Source organism: Brevibacterium sp. HMSC07C04, from assembly GCF_001815905.1.
GTDB lineage: Bacteria > Actinomycetota > Actinomycetes > Actinomycetales > Brevibacteriaceae > Brevibacterium.
This window is the reverse complement of the sequence record NZ_KV823279.1, coordinates 17837-38048: the sequence shown is the minus strand read 5'-3', so window position 1 is coordinate 38048 and position 20212 is coordinate 17837. Positions and strand designations below refer to the sequence as shown.

The following is a 20212-nucleotide window of genomic DNA, read 5'->3' as shown; positions in this document are numbered from 1 at the left end:
TGATCTGAATGTTCCTCAAAACCCTGTCGATGCGCGGCTTCAAGTCGTTCGCGTCTGCCACCCGGCTCGAACTCGAACCGGGCATCACGTGTGTGGTCGGACCAAACGGTTCGGGCAAGTCGAACGTCGTCGACGCGCTCGCGTGGGTCATGGGAGAACAGGGTGCGAAGAACCTCCGAGGCGGAAAAATGGAGGACGTCATCTTCGCCGGCACTTCGAAGCGGCAGGCGCTGGGCCGAGCCGAAGTCAGTCTGACGATTGACAACGCCGACGGGGCCATCCCGATCGACTACACGGAAGTCACCATCAGCCGCACGCTGTTTCGCTCCGGCGGCAGCGAATACGCCGTCAACGGCGCACCGGCGCGCCTGCTGGATATTCAGGAGCTGCTGTCCGATTCCGGTCTGGGCAAAGAAATGCACGTGATCGTCGGCCAGGGACAGCTGGACCAGGTTCTGCACGCCGATCCGTTTGAGCGCCGCGGGATCATCGAAGAGGCCGCGGGCGTTCTCAAACACCGCAGGCGCAAAGAAAAAGCCGTCCGCAAACTCAACGGCCTGCAGACCAACCTCGACCGTCTGCAGGACCTGCGTGCAGAACTGGCCCGGCAGCTGGGTCCGCTGGGCAAACAGGCACGTGCCGCACAGCGGGCCGCGACCGTGCAGGCCGAGCTGCGCGACGCAAGTGCTCGCCTGCTGGCCGACGACATCGTCCAAACACAGGCAGCGCTGCAGAACACGGGAAACGCGCGGGAAGAATCCCAACAGCGGCAGGTCGTGCAAGCGCGCATTGAACAGCTCGAACAGGACATTGCCGAAGCACGCGCTTCGGCAGTGAAAGCAGAACAGGACAACGACCGGCTGGCCCAGCTGCTGCGCAGACTCGGCCGGACCGCCACGCGAGCCACAGCGGCAGCCGGCCGCGCCCGCGACCGCGTGGAGTTTCTGCGCACGCCCGCGCAGAAGCTCAGCGGCGACGCGCCCGAAGCCCTCCTCGAGAGGGCCGAGCACTTCCGCGGTGAACTCAGCGACGCCGAAGACCAGCAGAGCAGACGGGCCCAGAGCCTCGAAGAGCTCGCCCAAGCCAGAAACGAAATCTCCGGCAAACTCGACACGGCGGAAGCAGCACTGAAAGCCGCACGTGCGGAGATCGCCGAAAAGGTCCGCATCCGGGCCGGACTCGAATCTGATGTCGAAACCGCCCAGCGGGCACTCGAGGGCATCTCTCGCGAAAAGGACGAAGCCGCACCTGCACGCGAGAAGCTTTTGGCGGACATCGAGAGCGCACGCGCCGAAGCGCAGCGGGCAGAAGCCGCCGTGGCCGATTTAGAACAGGAACAGACCGGAGTGGATGACGCAGTGCAGGCCGCAGCTGATGCGACCGCTCGCGCCCAAGCCGCTGTTGACGAAGCCGACACCCGCAGCGCCGAACTGACCGGCGAGCTGCGCAAGACGGAGGCCCGGATTGAGGCCCTGCAGATCAGCGCATCGCATTCGGCGTCCGCAGATGACCTTCTGGCCCTTGAAATCGACGGTGTCACCGGGCGAGTGGAAGACCTCCTCGAAATCGAAGCGGGCTTTGAAACAGCCGCCGCGGCAGCGCTTGGCCCCTTCGCCCAAGCTCTCTTCGCAGACACCCACCAGGCGGGGCTGGCGCTGCTGGAGAACACGGACGGCAGCACTGACGTCGACACCGTCATCGGCGCCGACTCTCACGAGGGTTCTCCAGAGCCGATCGCGATCGGTTCCGCCCGGCGAGCCGTTGACGTGGTCAGCGCATCCAACCTCGGACTGCGCACAGCACTGCGCGCTGTGCTCAGCCGCACTGTCATCGTCGAAGAATCCGAGCAGGCGCTCGCCCTGCTGCAAGAACACCCCGACCTGACGTGCGTGACCCGGTCGGGCACTGTCATCGAGACCCACCGCGTGCGCCGTTCCGGTCGTGCGGAAGCCGCCCGCGCCGAAGCCCGCAACGCGCTGGCCGAAGCTCAGGGCGGCATCGACGAGCTCGCCCTGGCAGCCGCAGAGGCAGCCGAAGAAGTCAAGAGGCTCCGCGAAGCCCTCCGGGAGGCCCGCAGTCAGGAGCAGCGGGCTCAGGAAGCTCGGCGCGATGCAGAAGCGCGCATCATCCGGGCACAGGGCGCCGTCACGGCAGCGTCCGAACGCGTGCAGCTTCTCGAAGCCGAAGTCGAGCGCCTCGACGCACGCAGCGCACAGCTGGACAAACGACAAACCCAAGCCGAAGAACAGCGCGAAAAGGCCCAGGCGGCACTGGCAGGACTCGACACGGTTGACGCCGAACCCGACACCGAAGACCGCGACCGCTTGGCGCAAGAACACACGCAGCTGGGCGAAGAGGTCATGGAGGCCCGAATCGCAGCCCGCTCAGCCGATGACCGCGTGCGCTTCCTGGCCGATCGCATCGACAGCCTGCGCCGCAAAGCCCGAGCCCAGCAGGCTGAGCGCGAACGCCTGCAGCGTGAAGAGCAGGCGCGGAAACTTCTGGCGGACAGAACTCAGGCCGCAGGCGAGGTGGCCGAAGAGCTCGCACAGCACCTGGCCGAAAGGGAAAAGAGCGTCGAAGCCGAACACGCCGCGCTGCAGGAGAGCCGCACCGCAGCCGGCGAACAGGCTGAAAAGCTGCGCGAAAACCTCGATGAACAGCGTGGGGAACTGGCGAAACTCGCAGAGGCCGAACACGCCGCGGCACTCAAACGCGAACGCTTCGTGCTCAGGCTCGAAGAGCTCAACCGGCGAGCAGAACAGGAAATCGGCCTGTCAGCCCAGAACCTCATAGAACAGTTCGGCCCCCACCTCGACGTCCCGGACTTCACCGCGGACGTCGACGGCGACGAACTGCCCACCCGCCCCTTTGTGCGCACCGAAGTGGAGGGCGTGCAGAAAAAAGCCGAACGCGAAATGAAGCGCATCGGCAAGGTCAACCCGCTGGCGCTCGAAGAGTTCACAGCGCTGCAGGAGCGTCACGACTATCTGGAAAAGCAGATCAACGACATCGAAGAGACCCGCGAGGATCTGCGCGGCATGGTCAGCCAGATCGACGAGCTCGTCAAAGAGGTCTTCGCGGAAGCCTTCGCCGACACTGCGCGGGAGTTCACCGATATCTTCAGTCGGCTGTTCCCCGGCGGCGAAGGCTCACTGTCGCTGACAGACCCAGACGACATGCTCACAACCGGGGTCGAGGTGTTTGCCAGGCCGGCCGGGAAGCGGGTTCGCAGGCTGTCGCTGCTGTCTGGTGGGGAACGGTCGCTCGTCGCAGTTGCCATCCTCGTGGCGATTTTCAAAGCCCGGCCCAGCCCCTTCTACGTCATGGACGAAGTCGAGGCAGCCCTCGACGACGTCAACCTCTCAAGACTGCTCGGGGTTTTCAAAGAGCTGCAGGAGAGTTCACAGCTGATCGTCATCACCCACCAGAAGCGCACCATGGAAATCGCCGACGCGCTGTACGGCGTCACAATGGGCGGGGACGGGATCTCCAAGGTCGTCTCACAGAGGCTGGTCAGCAGTGTTCGAGGTGCCGCTGGCGATCCCTGAATAGAACTCTCAGCTCGGTCCCACTAAGCTGGCCTTCTAAGAAATGCACGTATACGCCGTCAAGGAGCCTCTGCCCATGTTCTGCAACCGCCCGATCACGGGGTGCTGATGGCTGGTCTGGCCAGCTTTCTCATACTCCTCGTCGGATTGGCGATCATCCTGACGCTCGGCATCGTCATCGTGCTCGCCGTGGCTCTGCCGAGCCTGCGCCAAGAAGGGCGAATCAAACCCAGTTCGTCACAGCGCTTCCGCCTGCCGCACTCGTGGACCGGCTACGACGACTACGGCTTCTTCGGATCAGAGGAAGAAACCGCTCACCTCCCCACGCGCGAACAGGCGGCCGTCACCGCAATGGCCGACCACCACTACGTGCTCGTGCCGCAGCCCAGGCGCCATGCGGCACCGAGCCTGCTGACCCTGCGTCCGCGCACTCGGCACTGGAAAGTCCCGGATACCGGCACGGGGCTGAGCACCACGCTGCAGATTCTGTTCCGCTAGATTGGGTGCCATGGACACTCTTGTCACAGTCGGCATTATTCTGGCCATTGTTCTCATCGCCGCGGGCTTCGTGCTCTTCGGCCCTGCGCGCACCAAACGGCGCACCCCGTCAGCACACGTTCCGGATCTCACTGAGGACACCGCCGAAGTCGAAGAAGAGCGGCGGTATGAAACTCCCACCGAACCAACCACGCGCCTGGCCCGCCTGCGTGCTCGACTGGCCAAGTCCAACAACGTCTTCGGCCGAGGTCTGCTGACCCTGCTGTCCCAGGACACCCTGGACGAACAGACCTGGGAGGATGTCGAAGATGCCCTCATCATGGCCGACCTCGGCGTCGACACGACCGCCGAACTGGTCGACTCGCTGCGTGAAAGGGTGCGGGTGCTGGGCACACGCGATCCCGAACACCTGCGGCCGCTGCTGCGCGAAGAGCTCATCAAAGTCGTTGACCCGACCATGGACCGCACGCTCAATGTGGCTGGCTCCGAAGTTGCTCGCGAGGCCGGAGACCCCGCCGTCATGCTGGTGGTCGGTGTCAACGGTGCCGGAAAGACGACGACCGTCGGCAAAATCGCCCGCGTTCTCGTAGCCGAAGACCGCAGGGTTGTGCTCGGAGCGGCAGACACCTTCCGTGCGGCAGCGGCAGAACAGCTCACCACGTGGGGTGACCGCGTCGGGGTGGAAACGGTTCGCGGGGAAGAGGGCGCCGATCCCGCATCGGTGGCCTACGCCGCGGTAGAACAGGGCAAGCGCGACGGCGCCGATGTTGTCGTCATCGACACCGCCGGTCGCCTGCAGAACAAACGCGACCTCATGGATGAGCTCGGCAAGGTCAAGCGCGTAGCAACCCGCCCCCTGGGCGAAGGCCACGACGTCGACGAGGTGCTGCTCGTCCTGGACGCCACCACTGGCCAAAACGGCATGCAGCAGGCCAAGGTGTTCGCCGAGTCGGTTGACATCACCGGCATTGTCCTCACCAAGCTCGACGGGACGGCAAAGGGCGGCATCGTCGTCGCCGTTCAGCGCGCCCTCGGCGTGCCCGTCAAGCTCATCGGCCTGGGCGAAGGCGCAGACGACCTAGCGCCGTTCACCGCCGAGGGCTTTGTCGACGCTCTGCTCGAATCCTGACAGGCTCCCGGCTGCCGCGCAGCTGGAGGACAGCCGGGGTCGGCGCGCCACTGCTGAGAAGCCGGGACCGGCGCATCGTCTATCCTTGTCTGTTGAGTTTCAGTCCACATACGAAGGCAGTCAGAACCCGTGTTCAACTCTCTTTCCGATCGCCTGACAGCGACTTTCCGCAATCTGCGCGGCAAAGGCCGCCTGACGGAAGCCGATGTCGATGCGACTATCCGCGAAATTCGCCGCGCGCTTCTCGATGCTGACGTTGCGCTGTCGGTAGTGCGCTCCTTCACGGGGCGCGTGCGCGAACGTGCGCTCTCGGAAGAGGTTTCGCAGGCGCTCAACCCCGGCCAGCAGGTCGTCAAGATCGTCGGCGATGAGCTCAAGGGAATCCTGGGCGGACAGACCCGCCGGCTCGAGTTCGCAAAGAAGCCGCCGACGGTCATCATGCTCGCCGGTCTGCAGGGTGCCGGTAAGACGACGCTGGCCGGAAAACTCGCCCACTGGCTGCGCACGGAGGGCCACCGCCCCATGCTGGTGGCCTGTGACCTCCAGCGGCCCAACGCCGTCAACCAGCTTGAGGTGATGGGCAGTCGCGCAGGCGTGCCCGTCTACGCACCACAGCCGGGCAACGGTGTGGGAGACCCCGTCGCAGTTGCCAAGGACTCAATCGAAGAAGCGCGTCAGAAGCTGCACGACGTGGTCATCGTCGACACCGCCGGACGCCTGGGCATCGACCAGGAGCTCATGCAGCAGGCCGCCGATATCCGTGCCGCCGTCAACCCGGACGAAGTCCTGTTCGTCATCGACGCCATGATCGGCCAGGACGCAGTCCAGACCGCAGAAGCCTTCCTCGAAGGAGTCGACTTCACCGGTGTCGTCCTGTCGAAGCTCGACGGCGATTCCCGAGGCGGTGCCGCCCTATCGGTTGCCGAAGTCACCGGAAAGCCCATTATGTTCGCCTCGACCGGCGAAGGCCTGAAGGACTTCGAACAGTTCCACCCGGACCGCATGGCCGACCGGATCCTCGACATGGGCGACATCATGACGCTCATCGAGCAGGCCGAGCGCACCTTCGACAAGAAAGAAGCTGAAAAGCTCGCCAAGAAGGTCGAATCCGGCGGAGGCTTCGACCTGGAGGACTTCCTCAAGCAGATCGGCGCCATCCGCAAGATGGGTTCGATGAAGAAGATGCTCGGCATGATCCCGGGCATGGCCCAGCACCGGCAGCTGATCGAACAGTTCGACGAACGCGAATTCGACCGCATCGAAGCGATCATCCGCTCAATGACCCCGGCCGAACGCGCCAACCCCAAGATCCTCAACGGGTCCCGCCGTGCGCGCATCGCTCGCGGCGCCGGTGTTGAGGTCAGCCGCGTCAATCAGCTCATGGAGCAGTTCGCCGCCATGCAGAAGATGATGAAGCAGATGGGCGGCGGCCGCGGTATGCCGTCGATGCCGGGAATGCCCGCCATGCCGGGAATGCCCGGCGCCGGGGCTGGCGCAGGCCGGAAGCAGCGCCGCAAGTCCGGTGGCAAGAAGAAGGGCAGCGGGGCGGGCAAGTCCGGAAATCCCGCAAAGCGGGCCCAGCAGGAACGCGAAGCGCAGCTGCGCCGCGAGGGCAAAGCACCCAGCCAGCAGGGTGCGGCCTTCGGCGGCATCGACCTCGGTGACGACGAAGAGTTCGACCTGTCGAAGCTGCCCAAGGGCTTCGGCGGCTTCTCGAAGTGAACCCGGTGGAAAGCCGCCGTCTTTTCTGGCACAATAATCTGCTGTACTTGTCTGCCCGCTGATCCCTCTCAGCCAGCGGACAGGCTGGAACACGAGGAAACGAAACGCCGACATCCCCACGTTGCGCGTTCGGATCTTCACCCTGATTGCAAAAGGAGACACCACAGAAGTGGCAGTCAAAATTCGTCTGAACCGCATCGGCAAGGTCCACGCACCGCACTACCGCGTTGTCGTGGCTGACTCGAAGACCCGCCAGAACGGCCGTCCGATCGAAGAGATCGGTCTGTACCAGCCCACCTACAACCCCTCGGTCATCAAGATCGACTCGGAGCGCGCACAGTACTGGCTCTCCGTCGGTGCTCAGCCCACCGACCAGGTCAAGGCTCTGCTCAAGCTCACGGGTGACTGGGCTAAGTTCACCGGCGAAGGCGACACCGCCAACCGGGTCGAAGGTCAGGCTGAAAAGCAGGAATTCGAAGCTCCCGAAGCCAAGTCGGTCATCAAGCCGAAGGAAGACAAGGCTGAGGAAAACGCCGAAGCCGCTGCTGAAGAAGCACCCGCTACCGAAGAAGCAGAAGAGGCCTGATCATGCTTGCGCAGGCGCTTGAACACCTCGTGCAGGGAATCGTCGACAACCCAGACGACGTTTCCGTGAGGGAGCGCAGCGGCGGTCGCGGTACGACCCTCGAAGTGCGCGTCCACCCTGACGACCTCGGTCGTGTCATCGGACGTGCCGGGCGCACCGCCAAATCGCTGCGCAAGGTCGTCAACGCCATTTCGGGCGACCGAGTGCGAGTCGACCTCGTTGAAGCCTGATCACACTCGCAGTCTTCTAACAGCGCCCCGCGGAGGGAAACCTCCCCGGGGCGCTGTTGCATTTGGGCGCCAATGAGCAGGCGCGCAGGCGGTTGATCTGCACACGAAGACTCCCGTTAGCCGGGATCTGCGCTTCAACCGCAAGGAACCCACCCTCCAGCAACAAAAACTCCCGTCAGCCACCGCTCTTTTCGGGTGTTTTTGTTGCTGGAGGGTGTGCGGGTGCAGAACAGGCCGAGGCGGAGGTCTGGTTCAGCAGGGCGAAACCCCTGTGGGGTGGGGCTTGGCTGCGCTGGTGCCAGGCGTGCCCGGCAACTGCCGCCCGCCGTTACACTGGAGGGGTTCGTCAAGCTGTGAAAGGCCCCTGTGAGTCAAGTTGTCGCCCGCCTGGGCAAACCGCACGGCATCCGCGGTGAGTTCACCGTCGAGGTCCGCACCGATGATCCCGACGAGCGCTTTCTCGTCGGCAGTGAATTCGCCACCGAGCCGGACATCGGCACCCTCACCCTCACCCGTGCCAGGTGGCACCGTGATCGCCTGCTGCTGACCTTTGCGGAAATCAGCGATCGCACGCGGGCAGAGGAAGTCCGCAACACACTCATCAGCGTTGAAGCTGAGGACGACGATGACGACAGTGCCTGGTATGTCGCCGACCTCATCGGCCTTGACGTTGTTGAAGACGGTGCGGTGATCGGCACGGTCGCCGACGTCATCAACAACCCCGCCCAGGACCTCCTCGAAATCACGCTGAGCGCCGGTGCCGAGGCTCTGGTGCCGTTCGTTGAGGAAATCGTTCCGCACGTCGACATCGACGCCGGCACGGTCACCATCACCCCGCCGGCGGGTCTGCTGCCGCAGGACGGCGAATCGTGAGGCTTGACGTCCTCACCATCTTTCCGGACTACCTGAGTCCCCTTGACCTTTCGCTCATCGGCAAGGCCCGCAGGGACGGCCACCTTGATCTGAGGGTGAGCAACCCGCGTGACTACACAGCCGACCGCCACCATACGGTCGACGACACCCCCTACGGTGGGGGAGCCGGGATGGTGATGAAAGCCGAACCCTGGGCCCTGGCCCTTGAAAGCACACTCGAAGGAACCTCGACAACGGCCGAGCGGCCGTTGCTGATCGTGCCCAGCCCCGCAGGCGCTCCGTTTACGCAGAAGACTGCCCGCGAACTGGCTCAGCGTGAGCACCTTGTCTTTGCGTGCGGCCGCTACGAGGGAATCGACCAGAGGGTGATCGAGTGGGCAGGCGATGACGGCCGATTCGACGTCCGACTGGTCAGCATCGGCGACTATGTGCTCAACGGCGGCGAAGTCGCCGCTCTCGTCATGATCGAAGCCATTGCCCGGCTGATTCCCGGGATCATCGGCAATCCGGAATCACTCGATGAGGAAAGCCACGAAGACGGGCTGCTCGAATATCCCGCCTACACCAAACCCGCCGAATGGCGGGGTCGAGCGATCCCTGAGGTGCTGCTGTCGGGAAACCACGCGGCAATTGCCCGCTGGCGCTATGAACAGCGGCTGCTCAGAACGAGTCAAGTGCGGCCGGACATGCTCGAAAAGCTGTGGGACAACCTCAGCCAAAAAGACCGGGCCTACTTGGAAGCGCAGCTGCGCCAGCACTGACAGGAACGGCTGGCGCGGCAGGAGCCGATCGGCTTCGCGAGATCCTCGAGGCCCCGAGTTGGTCAGTCCCGCGCCCGTGCACTAAACTGAGCCTCTGTGTTTGCTGACTGCAGCCTGCCTCGGAGGGCTCGCAAGTCCACAAGGGAAAGCCGCAGGGCCATCCGGCAGACCATCCGCCCATCCGCTTGCCGCGGATAATGACACGCGCATGTACGATCCGGGGCGCGCATGCAGGAGAAACCCATGCAGAAACTTGATTTTCTCGACAAGGCTTCGCTGAAGACCGACATTCCCAAGTTCAAAGCCGGTGACACCGTTGATGTGCACGTGCGCGTCATCGAAGGCTCGCGTTCGCGTGTCCAGGTGTTCCGCGGTGTTGTTCTGCGCCGCCACGGCCAGGGCGTCGGCGAAACCTTCACCGTCCGCAAGATCAGCTTCGGCATCGGCGTCGAGCGTACCTTCCCGGTCCACGCACCCACGATCGACAAGATCGACGTGCTGACCCGCGGTGACGTTCGCCGTGCCAAGCTGTACTACCTGCGCGACCGTCACGGCAAGGCCGCTCGCATTCGCGAGAAGCGCTGAGTATGACGCACTGAGGGCGCGAACCGCCGGGTTCGCGCCCTTTGTCATATCCAGAACATGCACACATCACGCACACGCAGAATCCTGCCCGTGATCGCCTGGCTGGCCATTGCCGCACTTCTGCTGGCCGGCATTCTGCGCGGCTTCGTCGTCCAGCGGTTCACCATACCGTCCGAATCCATGGAACCTGCACTTCAGCCGGGCCAGAAGATAACGGTGTGGCGCATGCCCGCACTGTCAGCCGGCATCGAGCGCGGCGATGTTGTCGTCTTCGACGGTCGCGGCAGCATGCTGCCGGGCACGGGCCCCGGCGGGGTGCAGAACATCGCATCGTGGTTCGGCATCGGACCGAAAGACGTCTTCTACGTCAAGCGCGTCATCGGCACGGGCGGAGATGAGGTCGTCTGCTGTGAGGGCAAACACCTCACGGTCAACGGCGAGGTGCTGAAAGAGCCGTACCTGAAAGACCAGTCCGGCTCCGCCTCGGACATCGAATTCCACGTGCGAGTGCCCGAGGGGCGGGTGTGGCTCATGGGTGACAACAGGCACAATTCGACCGATTCGCGGAACCTGCTGGGCAGGCCCGGCGGGGGAATGGTGCCGCTGAAGCGGATTATAGGAACTGTCCGAGAGTCCGACCTGCGCGGTTCGCGGTAGGATGGCTCGGTGACTGAACGGAAGAAGAACGGCGGCAGGGCTCTGCGGGGTCTGCGTGAAATCGCCATCATCGCGGTAATCGCACTCGTCGTATCCTTCGCGATCAAGACGTTCGTCGTCCGGTCTTTCTACATCCCGTCGTCGTCGATGGAGAACACGCTGCAGATTGACGACCGCATCATGGTCAACCAGCTGCCGTGGAACGAACCTGAACGCGGACAGATCATCGTCTTTGACGACCCGGGCGGATGGCTGCCGCCGGCCGCCGCCGGCACCTATCAGCCGAACCCGATTCTCGAATTCTTGGGCCTCGTGCCCGCCAACGCAGGCCAGCAGCTCATCAAGCGCGTCATCGGCGTCGGCGGGGACACAGTCGAATGCTGCGATGAACAGGGCCGAATCAAAGTCAACGGCCAGCCAATCGACGAAAGCTACGTTAAGAGCGGAACCGACCCGTCGGCCATCAAGTTCAACGTGGAAGTCCCCGAGGGAAGCTACTGGGTGATGGGCGACAACCGCTCAAACTCACTCGATTCGCGCTACAACACCGAATCTCCCGGCGGTCCTTTCGTGCCGAAGGACAACGTGGTCGGCACGGTGTTCGTCATCAACTGGCCCTTGGACCGCTTCTCTCGGGTCAAAGCTGCCACCGACGTCTTCGCCGACGTGCCCAACCCGTGAATGGACTGACCGACCTCAGCCTCGAAAAGCAGCTGTACGACGAGGGCATTGGGCGGGTCATCGGAATGGACGAGGTGGGGCGCGGCTGCACCGCGGGCCCCGTCGGCGTGGGCGCCGTCTGGTTCTGTCTGCATGAGCTGCTGGGCGGGGCTGAGCACATTCCGGCAGGGCTCCACGACTCCAAGCAGATCAGCCCGGCACGCCGACCCGGTGTCGCCCAGTCGGTCCGCGACTGGCAGGAGCACGCGCAGGTGAGCTTCGCCTCGGCTGGGGAGATTGACGAAATCGGGCTGACGGCAGCATTGGCGCTTGCGGGCAGGCGGGCGCTGGCACAGCTTCCCGAAGCTGATCTTGTGCTGCTGGACGGCAAACACAACTGGCTGTCTTATGAACCGTCTCTTGTGGACGCCCACCTGTTTGCCGATGCTGATGCTGTTGTGCCGAAAGTGCGCACATTCATCAAGGGAGACGGGCGGATTGTGACGATCGCGGCGGCGTCCGTCATCGCCAAAGTCGACCGTGACGCACTGATGGTTCAACTCGACGCGCAGTTCCCCGGCTACGGCTGGGCTGGAAACAAAGGCTATCCGAGCCCCGCGCACAAGCGGGCCGTTGCCGAACTGGGGCCCACGCCCTGGCATCGCAGGTCATTTGCCCTCTGAGGGCCGAACACTAGGGTAGGGGCTATGAGCGTCGAGGACTTAGAAGCTTTTGAAGCCGATCTTGAACTGCAGCTGTACCGTGAGTACCGCGACGTCATCAGTCTCTTCTCCTACGCTGTGGAAACCGAACGCCGGTTCTATCTGGCCAACTCCGTTGACGTGCAGCAGCATTCCGACGGCAGGGATGTGTTCTTCGAGGTCACGCTGGCTGACGCCTGGGTGTGGGACACGTGGCGCACTGCCCGCTTCGTGACCAATGTGCGGATTCTGACCTACAAGGACGTCAACATAGAAGAGCTCGCCAAGAGCGATTTCCCCGGGCCCGAGGACCTCGACGGCTGAGGTTGTTTCCGCTGCCGCGGTCGAGGTGGTGGTCGGCGGGGCAATTGGGCTGGTGCTGACTGCGGCTAAGGAGCCTGTGGACTGCTGCCCGGTTATCCCCAGCAGTTTCCATGGGGTGCCGCTTGAAGCGGTCCGCCGGGCACCGTTGGCGGCATGAATGAGCCGCAGAGAAAACCACACAACACCACGCTGGGCGCGCGGGGTGAAGAAATCGCCGCAATCTATCTTGAACGCGAATGCGATTGGATCATCCTCGACCGCAATTGGCGGTGTCGCGACGGTGAAATCGACATCATCGCCTATGACGACGAAGACGTCGTCTTCGTTGAAGTCAAAACCCGTTCCACTGCATTTTCCGGTGATCCGCTGGAAGCCGTCGACTTCCATAAGCTGCGCACCCTGCAGGGCCTGGCCACACGCTGGGTGACACAGCAGAAGGGCTACATACCCAGCTACCGGATTGACGTCATCGGAATCTGCTTCGGGGGCCAAGCGCCCACGCTCACCCACATTGAGCAGGTGTTCCATGACTGGTGAAGCACTGGCGCCGGCAGCCGAAGCTCCCTTCACGCGGCCTGACGGGCCCGGAGACGGCAGTGAAGCCCCCGCATACACCGTCATCAAGCCGAAAGCGAGGGCTATTGGGGCTACGAGCGCGGTTGCCCTGTGGGGACTGTCCGGGACGGTCGTAGCGGTGGAGGCGAGCATCAACAACGGTCTGCCCGGCATCGACATCGTGGGTCTTCCCGACGCTTCGGTGTCGGAAGCGCGCAAACGAGTCCGCGCCGCAGTGTCGAATGTGGGACTGAGCTTGTCGGCGCAGCGCATCACGGTGAACCTCTCGCCGGGCAGCGTGAAGAAAGCGGGCACCGCGTTTGACCTGGGCATTGCAATAGCGCTTCTTGCCGCCGAAGGCGCGGTCAGCCGCGACAGTGCCCAATCGTGCGTGTGCATTGGGGAGCTGGGCTTAGACGGTCGGATTCACCCAGTCAACGGAGTGCTGCCGATGGTGTCAGCGCTTCAGCGGGAAGGCCTGCGCAGAGTGATCGTGCCCAAGGCCAATGAAAGCGAAGCCCGATTGGCAGGCGATGTCGATGTGCGCGGGTGCATAAGCCTGGCCGACGCTGTGAGAGTCCTCGGCGGGCACGTCCGCCCCGTAGACCTCGTGCCAGTGCAGCTGAGCGGTCGGCGCTCTGCCGAGCCGCAGCGGCCGGGGGACCTTGCGGACGTGCAGGGTCAAGACGATGCCCGGTGGGCTCTCGAAGTCGCCGCAGCCGGCGGGCACCACCTGTTGATGAGCGGGCCGCCGGGGGCGGGAAAGACAATGCTCGCCGGCTGTCTGCCGGGCCTGCTGCCGCCGCTTGCCCCTGACGAGGCGGTGGAAGCCTGCTCCCTGCAGTCCCTGGACGGAACATTCGATCCCGATCGCGGGCTCAACGCCGTTCCGCCTTTTGAAGCTCCACACCATCGGACAACGGCCGCGGCAATGGTGGGCGGTTCCAAGCCTGGGATGATCGGGGTGCTGTCAAAAGCCCACAGGGGAGTGCTGTTCCTCGACGAGTCGTGCAATGGAAAGTGCACCTCCTTCTCCAAGGAGGTCACTGATGGCAACGAACACGAGCACGACGGAGCGTCGTCCCGGCCCGAACGCGCGGCCCGGACGAGCTACGCGGTCGGTGGTATACCCGGCGTTCACCCGGACTGGACCGGACGAGCCGTTGCCGGGAACGAGGCCGATCTACCTGTACTTGCGGCTGTCGAAGTACCACAAGGACAAGGCCGATGCGATCGAGCGGCAGCGGCTTGACCTGACCCGGAAGCTGGCAGCAGAGGGCGGCTGGACGATCATGGGCGAGTACATCGACAACGACTCAGCCAGCAAGTCCGCGGCTCGCACTCGGAAGGGGTGGCGACAGCTCAACCAGGACATCAAGGCCGAGAAAGTTCCGGCGTTGGCGTTCTGGAAGCTCGATCGCACCAACCGGATCGCGGCGAAGACGATCGAGTGGATCGCGCAGTGCCAGCAAGCGGGGGTCTATCTGGTCTCGCACCAGGACAGCGCTGACGAGCTGAACACGGCGACGGCGGGCGCCAAGCTGGTGACCGGGATCAAGGCGCTACTGGCCGAGGTCGAAACCGACGCGATGAGCGAGCGACAGCTCGCGTCGAAGAGGCATCTCGCCGAGGCTGGCTTCATCCACGGTGGCATGTTGCCCTTCGGGTGGAAGGCGGGTCCGCGGGTGGTTGACGAGTTCGGCCGCTCCGGGGTCCGGCTGGTACCGCATCCGGTCGAGCATCCAGCTTTGAAGGACGCTGTGGACATGGTGCTGGCTGGGAAGAGCCTCGCTCAGATCGGTCGGCACTGGCAGGAGCAGTACGGGATCACGACTGCGAAGGGTAGGCCATTGTATGAGGGAAACATTCGTCGGTACCTGGTGTCTCCGCGGATGATTGGCTATCGGATGCGGAAGGTCCCCGAGCACCAGCGGGGGGTGAGTGTCGAGCTGTTGGACTACATCGCTCGTGACGCGTCAGGAGAGCCCGTGATTGCTCATGAGCCGGTGTGTGATCGTGCCACGTGGTTGCGCGTGCGGAGGTTGCTGGAACAGGCGAGGACGTCGAAGACCAGGCGGCCGTGGGGCTCACATGAGTGGCTGCTGACCGGTTTGCTGTACTGCCAATGCGGGGCATCCCTGTATGGGAAGCAGAAGTACTGGAAGAAGGCCTCTGGAGAGTCGGTGAAAGCGTTTGAGTACACCTGCCAGGCGAACCGGAGGAACGGCCCGGGCAGTTGCTCGGGCGGTTGCACGGTCAATGCGGAGCGTGCCGAGGCGTTCGTGCTGGGATGGTTCTTCTCGCAGATCACCGACGAGGCACTGGAGAAGGCTCGGGCGCGCCGCCGAGCTGCGCGCTCCGATACGGGAATCAACGAGATGCTCGCTCAGCTCGATGAGGCCAAGGCAGAGAGGGATACTCTCGTCGCCAAGCAGGGCACCGGTGAGTACCGTGGCGCGATGGTGACAGTGCTCCTCTCACTGATCGAGGACGCCCAGGCTCGCGTGGAGTCCCTACAGCGACGACTGGACGCCATGGAGCTCGATGAGATCCCCTTCGAAGATGGGCCGACTCTCATCGCATCGTGGAAGGGTCGCGACATCAAGGAGAAGCGGGCCTATCTGCGGCGGCTGATCCATCGCATCGATGTGCTCCCGATCAAGGCAGCCGTCGAAGAGCGGCTGCAGATTATTCCCGTGCAGTGAGGCTGTCGGCGACGTGCACGGCATCGAGCATCGTCGCTACATCATCGATCAGCTCCGCGGAGGCGGGGTGGGCGGTCCGTCGGAAGATACCGGCGGACCACCCGGCTGTGAAGGCACTGTACGCGCGGGAAGGCACGACTCCGTCGAGGGCAGCGACAGGTGGGCAGTCCATTTCGGCTGACTCTGCTGGCTGATGACACGGCCCGTGGGGCTGGCTGAGCGCCTCATGCTGAGCCATCGAGGTCGCCGCCGCGGTTGACTCGGGTTCGCTGCTCGTGGGTGTCATACCAGACAGGTGCGACGGTTCCCCCGAGCCCTGGGGAACGTGAGCGCATAGACTCGCCCTCATGGGCAAGAAGATCATTGAACAGCTGGTGGATGATGTGGACGGTACTGTCCTTGAGCCTGGGAAAGGCGAGACGGTCACCTTCAGCATCGATTACCGCTCCTACGAAATCGACCTCACCAATGCTCACGCGCAGGAACTTCGAGACGCGCTGGACACGTACGTGAACGCGGCTCGGAAGATCAGTCCCAACCGCGCACCCCGTGCACGGCGCAAGCAGGGCAGTGCCTCGCATCAGCGCAGCGGTTACCCTCTGGCCGAGATTCGGACATGGGCGCAGAAGAACGGATTTGAGGTCTCCGATCGTGGGCGGGTGTCTAACGACGTGATCGACGCCTATACCGCATCTCGCTAATCGCCTTCGACTCGCTTATCGGGCACGCCCTGACGTCGACGTCATTAAGGAGGTGCAGCTGACAAACGCAACCAACCGTTGGAGCAGGAAGCACACAACCTCCATCCCCCGTAACCGGGCCAGTCGAGATCCTCTAACCGGACGAAGGAATCCGGATGCAGCCGAGAACGACAAGCCAATTACCATGGGTTTGAAGGCATGCACACGTCGAAGGTAGAAAGGGGGGCCATGCACTTGAATGTATCAGTTCCTGAGAAGACGCTTGAGCATTGGGTGAGCCAGTACCTCACCTACCGTTACCGGTCCAACGCGGCATTATGGTGGCCCGTTCGGGGCGAGGATGTCGACGTTCAATCGCTTCCCCACCTACCGGGCAAAGCTGTTCAGCTCGAGTTGAAGACCACTACTCCGGGCGCCAAGGGTCGGCACAAAGTCATCGTGGATATCGGGCAGCTCATAGACTACTTGCGGTCCGATGTCCCGGTGTATTACGTGATCCCTCGGCCGACCTGGTCCGGTGAACTCAAGCCCGCCGCTCACAGTTCCGGCGTGCCCGCCACGGATATAGCATTCTCTCGCAGTGGACACAAATGGTGGTTCGCTGAATGGATGATCGTGCTCACCGCGAAGCAGGTCGCGAAGGTTCTCAGTAAAGAAGTCGCCGCCCACGGCAGTACGGTTCGGGGAAAACGTGAAAGGCTCGTGCTTTTCACCGTCGGCCCAAGAGGCCGTGTGACTGCTCGATGGGGTACAGGCGTGAAGCCACCAGTCATCTATGAGTGGAGAGACTTCTGGACGCGGCTGGGCCGGTGCGGGGAGCCAGACTGGCCCCAGGTCGTCCGAGTGCCGAGCGAGCACGTCCAGGGGCGCATGCAGCTGTCGAGAGATGACGTTCGTTCCGCGCTGGCTGACGCGGCCAACTCGATCGATGAAGATGGACGCTTCCAGGGAGAACTCACGGACTTTGTCGCCAGCGAGACCGAGGGATTCCGCATCATGGAACCCGCCGATGAGGTGCCCGATCCATTACTCGATTCCGAGGACGAGGAGCATCGACAGATTGTGTTCCTCGACGCCCGGGCACTACAAAATTAGCAACCGGTCTCTGGCACTGGTCGGGAACGGCTAAATGTGCGGGGAACTTCCGGTTCCTTGCGAGGAATGGTCGTCGGGCAGCTGTGCGCTATACGGAGCCCCTGAGACCCTAAAGGTCGTGCTCGACGGCCCCGGCCGCCCCCGACTCGCACGGAGACTATGGCCTTGCCGTGATCGGGGCGTGCAACGGGGCCCGGCCGCGGGCCAGGAGGCCAGCAGGGTACTGATCAGCGACGTCGCCGATCGTACGGGACTACTAGTCTGGGCCGCTCGTCTCAGTTCCCAGCGTTGACGGGCTCAGCGGTAGATACGTTCGCGGGCGTGTGGCTGTCCTCCGAGGCGCCGCATGTGTCGCGCCGATGCTGGGCGTGTTCGCGGAGGCGGGCCGCGGCGAGGTGGATGAGGCTGAGGGGGCCGATCCAGATGAACTTGAACCCGGAGATGATGCAGATGAGCACGACGAGGTGGAGCAGACCAGTGGCGCCGGTGTCGATGGCGACGGTGCACCAGTAGGCGATCGCGAAGTACGGGATCGCCAGCAGCATCGCGGGCACGCCCCATTTAAGGCCGCGCCGGGTGCGGATGGCGTTGAGGATGAGGTTGCTGGGCAGCCACGGGCTGATGACCAGGGTGTAGCGGGTGGTGATGAACACGCCCACGGCGATGGCGGCGAACCAGATGAGAGCAAGCACGACACAGTCCTTCCTACGTGGACGGCGACGTCACGTATAGAAGGACTAGCCCAAGCGGCTCCTTGGGGTCGTCAGCCACCAGTCGGGCTGGTAGCGCAGGCAATTTTCACTGCCGCCGTGCCCCAGATTTTACCCCGCCCGCCGGCCGAACGGAAGGGCACTGCCCGGCGCGCGACCGGCAACAGTGGTGTACCTGGCCGGTGGGAGGTGACCGGGACCATGGCTGCATCCGATGGGCAGTTGGCGTTCGACTTCGACGAGCTCGCCCGCGAGGAGGCCCGTCAGCATGCCGGGCAGTGGCAGGGCGCACCGCTGCACTTCACCACGGACTACTACCCGCCGAGCGAGCTGGTCGGAGCTTTCGAGCACTGGTGCTTCCTCTACAGCCACTTCGACTCCTACGCCCGCAGTCACATGTGGCATCGCGACATCGCCCACGACCAGCGCACCGAGCTGGGCGAGCACGCCGGGGAGATGTTCACCGCGGAACTACGGCCCGACCACGGGGAGGAAGGGCCCGGCGATCTCCTCTATCAGATGATCTGTGAGCCGTGCGGCTGGCACTCCATCGCGGGCAACGAGAACGCCGCGGTCGAGGCGTGGCACGACCACGCGCTTCCGGGCTGGCGGGATCTTCCCGTGGTCCCCGGCAAGGTGATCGCGCGCACCGAGACCGGCCTGAGCAAGGTCGGGCGCGTCTGGATCACCGAGCGCTACCCGCAGCACATGCAGATACCCGGCGCTCCAATCATCACCGAACGGGCACCGTACGGCACCCGTCACGTACCGGGCCGCTCACCCTGGGGCGGCTGCGACTTGTCCTCCACCGCACTAAACGTTCCGGCTACTCCTCGCGGGGAGGCCGTACGCCTTGAGCGTGCGGTGCCGTCCTTCGACCACACGGCCGGGCCTGCGCAAGGGCCGGTGCGCGGCCGCTCCCTGACCGACTGACACCCGTGGTCGACGCGCTGGCGGGGCCGGCACCAGTGTGGTGCCGGCCCCTCCGGGTTCGGGGTGTGGGTCAGGTGATCTCGCCGGTGTCCGGGTTGATGCGCTGGTAGACCGCTTCCTCGGCTTTCCGGCGCCGTTCGACATCGTCGAGGACGAAGGCGACGAAGTCCTCGTCCCGATCGGTGATCGGGGTCTCCTCGATCGGCCCGGCGGCCTCTTCGCCCGGCCAGGTCGTCTGCCGGGTGGGCCGGTCGCGGTCAAGCCGGGTCCCGGAAGCGGCGACCCAGTCGCGCAGCCGCTGGCGGGCATCGGCAAAATCCCTGTGCCAGCCCAGCGCCGCGCTCCCGTTCTGCTCCGGGTCGTAGGCGCACAGCCAGTGCGTGTGCAGCGCGGAAAGTTCCCACACAAGTTCGGCGTGGCGGTGCCACATCGGTGGGATCACCGAGGCCGGGAGTCCGTAGGTGTGGCGGAGCCAATCGACCCAGGCGTTGAGCTCGAGCCAGGCGAACTCCGCCTCGTCCGCGCGCAACAAGTTCCAGTTGACCGGGGCCGGCGGGTCATCGGCCATCGGTGCCGGGCGAGGCTGGGTGAACTCCTCCCCGTCGAAGGGCCCCATGGGCGGGGTCTCGTCGTGCGGGTCGTCGTGGTCGGTGCTCATCGTCCGACCACCGCGCTCGGTGGTGCCTGTACTGGCCGCTGGGGCGGGTCGAAAGCCTGCCCGGCGTTGTCCACCGTGGCGGGTTGCCGCTGCGGGGCCTCCTGGGCCTGGGAGCGCTGGGGTGGCGTCCGGTTCAGGCCCTGGCCGGGCCCGGAGGCGTTCGGCCAGGTATGGCGGATGACATCGGCGACGAACTCCTCTTCCCGGAGCGTCCCATCGTGTCCGGGCTCGGGGGTGTGCTGGTAGCCGGAGGCGAGGAACGGGTCGCGCTTGTTGAAGTTCTGGTAGGCATATTCGGCTTCCTGACCGAAGATGACCAGGTTGTGGAACGACGGCGGCAGCCGCGTCCAGGACCCGTCCTCCTCCGGCCGGGAGTGCAACTGCTTGAACCGGGCGTAGAAGCGGGCGATGCCCGTCTTGCCGTAGGTGAGCTTCGGTTCGGTGGCGATGTAGCCGCGCACCGAGGTGCCGGTCTGCATCTGCGCCTGCTGTGCGTCCATCATGTCCTCCTGATCCGTACGACCCCGGCCGGTGGCCTGCGGGGGTGACGACAGGAAGGTGCACGCACGCTCCCCGGC

General features: G+C 64.3%; 22 protein-coding genes. 19 read left to right on the top strand and 3 right to left on the bottom strand.

Annotation, left to right across the window (positions count from 1 at the left end):
- Positions 1-8 precede the first annotated feature (8 nt).
- The 18 genes from smc to HMPREF3162_RS09000 all read left to right on the top strand — a co-directional run bounded on the left by smc (position 9) and on the right by HMPREF3162_RS09000 (position 17333).
- Positions 9-3551, top strand: coding sequence for a chromosome segregation protein SMC (smc, locus tag HMPREF3162_RS09090; protein ID WP_070574104.1), 3543 nt, complete (start codon positions 9-11; stop codon positions 3549-3551).
- Between the two features lie 108 nt (positions 3552-3659).
- The gene (locus HMPREF3162_RS09085) at positions 3660-4049 is read left to right on the top strand and encodes a hypothetical protein (RefSeq protein WP_176745894.1); all 390 of its coding nucleotides are present in this window, start codon (positions 3660-3662) and stop codon (positions 4047-4049) included.
- A gap of 10 nt (positions 4050-4059) precedes the next feature.
- On the top strand, positions 4060-5178 hold the full coding sequence (gene ftsY / locus HMPREF3162_RS09080) for a signal recognition particle-docking protein FtsY (RefSeq protein WP_070574106.1): 1119 nt from the start codon (positions 4060-4062) through the stop codon (positions 5176-5178).
- Between the two features lie 129 nt (positions 5179-5307).
- A complete protein-coding gene (gene ffh / locus HMPREF3162_RS09075) occupies positions 5308-6900 on the top strand; it encodes a signal recognition particle protein (protein WP_070777648.1) in 1593 nt (530 codons plus the stop codon).
- A 169-nt stretch (positions 6901-7069) separates the two neighbouring features.
- Complete coding sequence (rpsP, locus tag HMPREF3162_RS09070; protein WP_070777652.1) at positions 7070-7486, top strand: 30S ribosomal protein S16; 417 nt, start codon at positions 7070-7072, stop codon at positions 7484-7486.
- 2 nt (positions 7487-7488) lie between these two features.
- Positions 7489-7716, top strand: a complete 228-nt coding sequence (locus tag HMPREF3162_RS09065) for an RNA-binding protein (RefSeq protein WP_070574113.1) — start codon at positions 7489-7491, stop codon at positions 7714-7716.
- A gap of 366 nt (positions 7717-8082) precedes the next feature.
- Positions 8083-8589 (top strand): ribosome maturation factor RimM, encoded by a 507-nt coding sequence (gene rimM / locus HMPREF3162_RS09060; RefSeq protein ID WP_070574116.1) that lies wholly within the window; start codon positions 8083-8085, stop codon positions 8587-8589.
- Positions 8586-9350, top strand: coding sequence for a tRNA (guanosine(37)-N1)-methyltransferase TrmD (trmD, locus tag HMPREF3162_RS09055; protein WP_070574118.1), 765 nt, complete (start codon positions 8586-8588; stop codon positions 9348-9350). Before rimM ends, trmD begins: the two co-directional genes overlap by 4 nt.
- Positions 9351-9593: 243 nt before the next feature.
- Positions 9594-9935 (top strand): 50S ribosomal protein L19, encoded by a 342-nt coding sequence (rplS, locus tag HMPREF3162_RS09050; protein ID WP_070574120.1) that lies wholly within the window; start codon positions 9594-9596, stop codon positions 9933-9935.
- A 57-nt stretch (positions 9936-9992) separates the two neighbouring features.
- Positions 9993-10592 carry a signal peptidase I gene (gene lepB, locus HMPREF3162_RS09045; RefSeq protein ID WP_070574122.1) on the top strand — a complete coding sequence of 200 codons (600 nt, stop codon included), beginning with the start codon at positions 9993-9995 and terminating at the stop codon, positions 10590-10592.
- A gap of 9 nt (positions 10593-10601) precedes the next feature.
- Entirely contained in the window at positions 10602-11273 is a 672-nt protein-coding gene (gene lepB / locus HMPREF3162_RS09040) for a signal peptidase I (protein WP_070574123.1), read from the top strand.
- Positions 11270-11935 carry a ribonuclease HII gene (locus HMPREF3162_RS09035; RefSeq protein WP_070574125.1) on the top strand — a complete coding sequence of 222 codons (666 nt, stop codon included), beginning with the start codon at positions 11270-11272 and terminating at the stop codon, positions 11933-11935. The genes lepB (HMPREF3162_RS09040) and HMPREF3162_RS09035 overlap by 4 nt, the downstream gene beginning before the upstream one ends.
- A 24-nt stretch (positions 11936-11959) precedes the next feature.
- Positions 11960-12277, top strand: a complete 318-nt coding sequence (locus tag HMPREF3162_RS09030) for a DUF2469 domain-containing protein (protein ID WP_070574127.1) — start codon at positions 11960-11962, stop codon at positions 12275-12277.
- Between the two features lie 153 nt (positions 12278-12430).
- Positions 12431-12814: a YraN family protein gene (locus HMPREF3162_RS09025; protein ID WP_070574129.1), complete on the top strand. Its 384-nt coding sequence runs from the start codon at positions 12431-12433 to the stop codon at positions 12812-12814.
- A complete protein-coding gene (locus tag HMPREF3162_RS09020) occupies positions 12804-14084 on the top strand; it encodes a magnesium chelatase domain-containing protein (protein WP_256282706.1) in 1281 nt (426 codons plus the stop codon). Before HMPREF3162_RS09025 ends, HMPREF3162_RS09020 begins: the two co-directional genes overlap by 11 nt.
- Entirely contained in the window at positions 14026-15537 is a 1512-nt protein-coding gene (locus HMPREF3162_RS09015; RefSeq protein WP_256278271.1) for a recombinase family protein, read from the top strand. The genes HMPREF3162_RS09020 and HMPREF3162_RS09015 overlap by 59 nt, the downstream gene beginning before the upstream one ends.
- Before the next feature lie 347 nt (positions 15538-15884).
- Entirely contained in the window at positions 15885-16238 is a 354-nt protein-coding gene (locus HMPREF3162_RS09005; protein WP_070574135.1) for a histone-like nucleoid-structuring protein Lsr2, read from the top strand.
- 228 nt (positions 16239-16466) lie between these two features.
- Complete coding sequence (locus HMPREF3162_RS09000) at positions 16467-17333, top strand: hypothetical protein (protein WP_176747347.1); 867 nt, start codon at positions 16467-16469, stop codon at positions 17331-17333.
- 275 nt (positions 17334-17608) lie between these two features.
- Here HMPREF3162_RS09000 and HMPREF3162_RS08995 read toward each other — a convergent pair whose 3' ends face one another.
- Entirely contained in the window at positions 17609-18025 is a 417-nt protein-coding gene (locus HMPREF3162_RS08995; RefSeq protein ID WP_070574138.1) for a hypothetical protein, read from the bottom strand.
- Positions 18026-18244: 219 nt separating this feature from the next.
- Here HMPREF3162_RS08995 and HMPREF3162_RS08990 point away from each other — a divergent pair, with 219 nt between their 5' ends.
- Positions 18245-18976, top strand: a complete 732-nt coding sequence (locus HMPREF3162_RS08990) for a DUF6349 family protein (protein WP_070574141.1) — start codon at positions 18245-18247, stop codon at positions 18974-18976.
- Between the two features lie 70 nt (positions 18977-19046).
- Here HMPREF3162_RS08990 and HMPREF3162_RS08985 read toward each other — a convergent pair whose 3' ends face one another.
- Together HMPREF3162_RS08985 and HMPREF3162_RS08980 are read right to left on the bottom strand one after the other, a co-directional pair.
- A complete protein-coding gene (locus tag HMPREF3162_RS08985) occupies positions 19047-19634 on the bottom strand; it encodes a hypothetical protein (RefSeq protein ID WP_141750188.1) in 588 nt (195 codons plus the stop codon).
- Positions 19631-20137, bottom strand: coding sequence for a single-stranded DNA-binding protein (locus tag HMPREF3162_RS08980; RefSeq protein ID WP_083318971.1), 507 nt, complete (start codon positions 20135-20137; stop codon positions 19631-19633). The genes HMPREF3162_RS08985 and HMPREF3162_RS08980 overlap by 4 nt, the downstream gene beginning before the upstream one ends.
- Positions 20138-20212: the final 75 nt, after the last annotated feature.

Excerpts from the sequence above, each read along its gene's own strand:
- HMPREF3162_RS09065 (WP_070574113.1), top strand. The coding sequence starts at position 7,489 with ATGCTTGCGCAGGCGCTTGAACACCTCGTGCAGGGAATCGTCGACAAC.
- HMPREF3162_RS09000 (WP_176747347.1), top strand. The coding sequence starts at position 16,467 with ATGCACTTGAATGTATCAGTTCCTGAGAAGACGCTTGAGCATTGGGTG.
- lepB (WP_070574122.1), top strand. The coding sequence starts at position 9,993 with ATGCACACATCACGCACACGCAGAATCCTGCCCGTGATCGCCTGGCTG.
- HMPREF3162_RS08985 (WP_141750188.1), bottom strand. The coding sequence starts at position 19,634 with ATGAGCACCGACCACGACGACCCGCACGACGAGACCCCGCCCATGGGG.
- HMPREF3162_RS08990 (WP_070574141.1), top strand. The coding sequence starts at position 18,245 with ATGGCTGCATCCGATGGGCAGTTGGCGTTCGACTTCGACGAGCTCGCC.
- HMPREF3162_RS09085 (WP_176745894.1), top strand. The coding sequence starts at position 3,660 with ATGGCTGGTCTGGCCAGCTTTCTCATACTCCTCGTCGGATTGGCGATC.
- HMPREF3162_RS08980 (WP_083318971.1), bottom strand. The coding sequence starts at position 20,137 with ATGATGGACGCACAGCAGGCGCAGATGCAGACCGGCACCTCGGTGCGC.
- HMPREF3162_RS09020 (WP_256282706.1), top strand. The coding sequence starts at position 12,804 with ATGACTGGTGAAGCACTGGCGCCGGCAGCCGAAGCTCCCTTCACGCGG.
- HMPREF3162_RS09005 (WP_070574135.1), top strand. The coding sequence starts at position 15,885 with ATGGGCAAGAAGATCATTGAACAGCTGGTGGATGATGTGGACGGTACT.
- HMPREF3162_RS09030 (WP_070574127.1), top strand. The coding sequence starts at position 11,960 with ATGAGCGTCGAGGACTTAGAAGCTTTTGAAGCCGATCTTGAACTGCAG.
- ftsY (WP_070574106.1), top strand. The coding sequence starts at position 4,060 with ATGGACACTCTTGTCACAGTCGGCATTATTCTGGCCATTGTTCTCATC.
- HMPREF3162_RS09025 (WP_070574129.1), top strand. The coding sequence starts at position 12,431 with ATGAATGAGCCGCAGAGAAAACCACACAACACCACGCTGGGCGCGCGG.
- smc (WP_070574104.1), top strand. The coding sequence starts at position 9 with ATGTTCCTCAAAACCCTGTCGATGCGCGGCTTCAAGTCGTTCGCGTCT.
- rplS (WP_070574120.1), top strand. The coding sequence starts at position 9,594 with ATGCAGAAACTTGATTTTCTCGACAAGGCTTCGCTGAAGACCGACATT.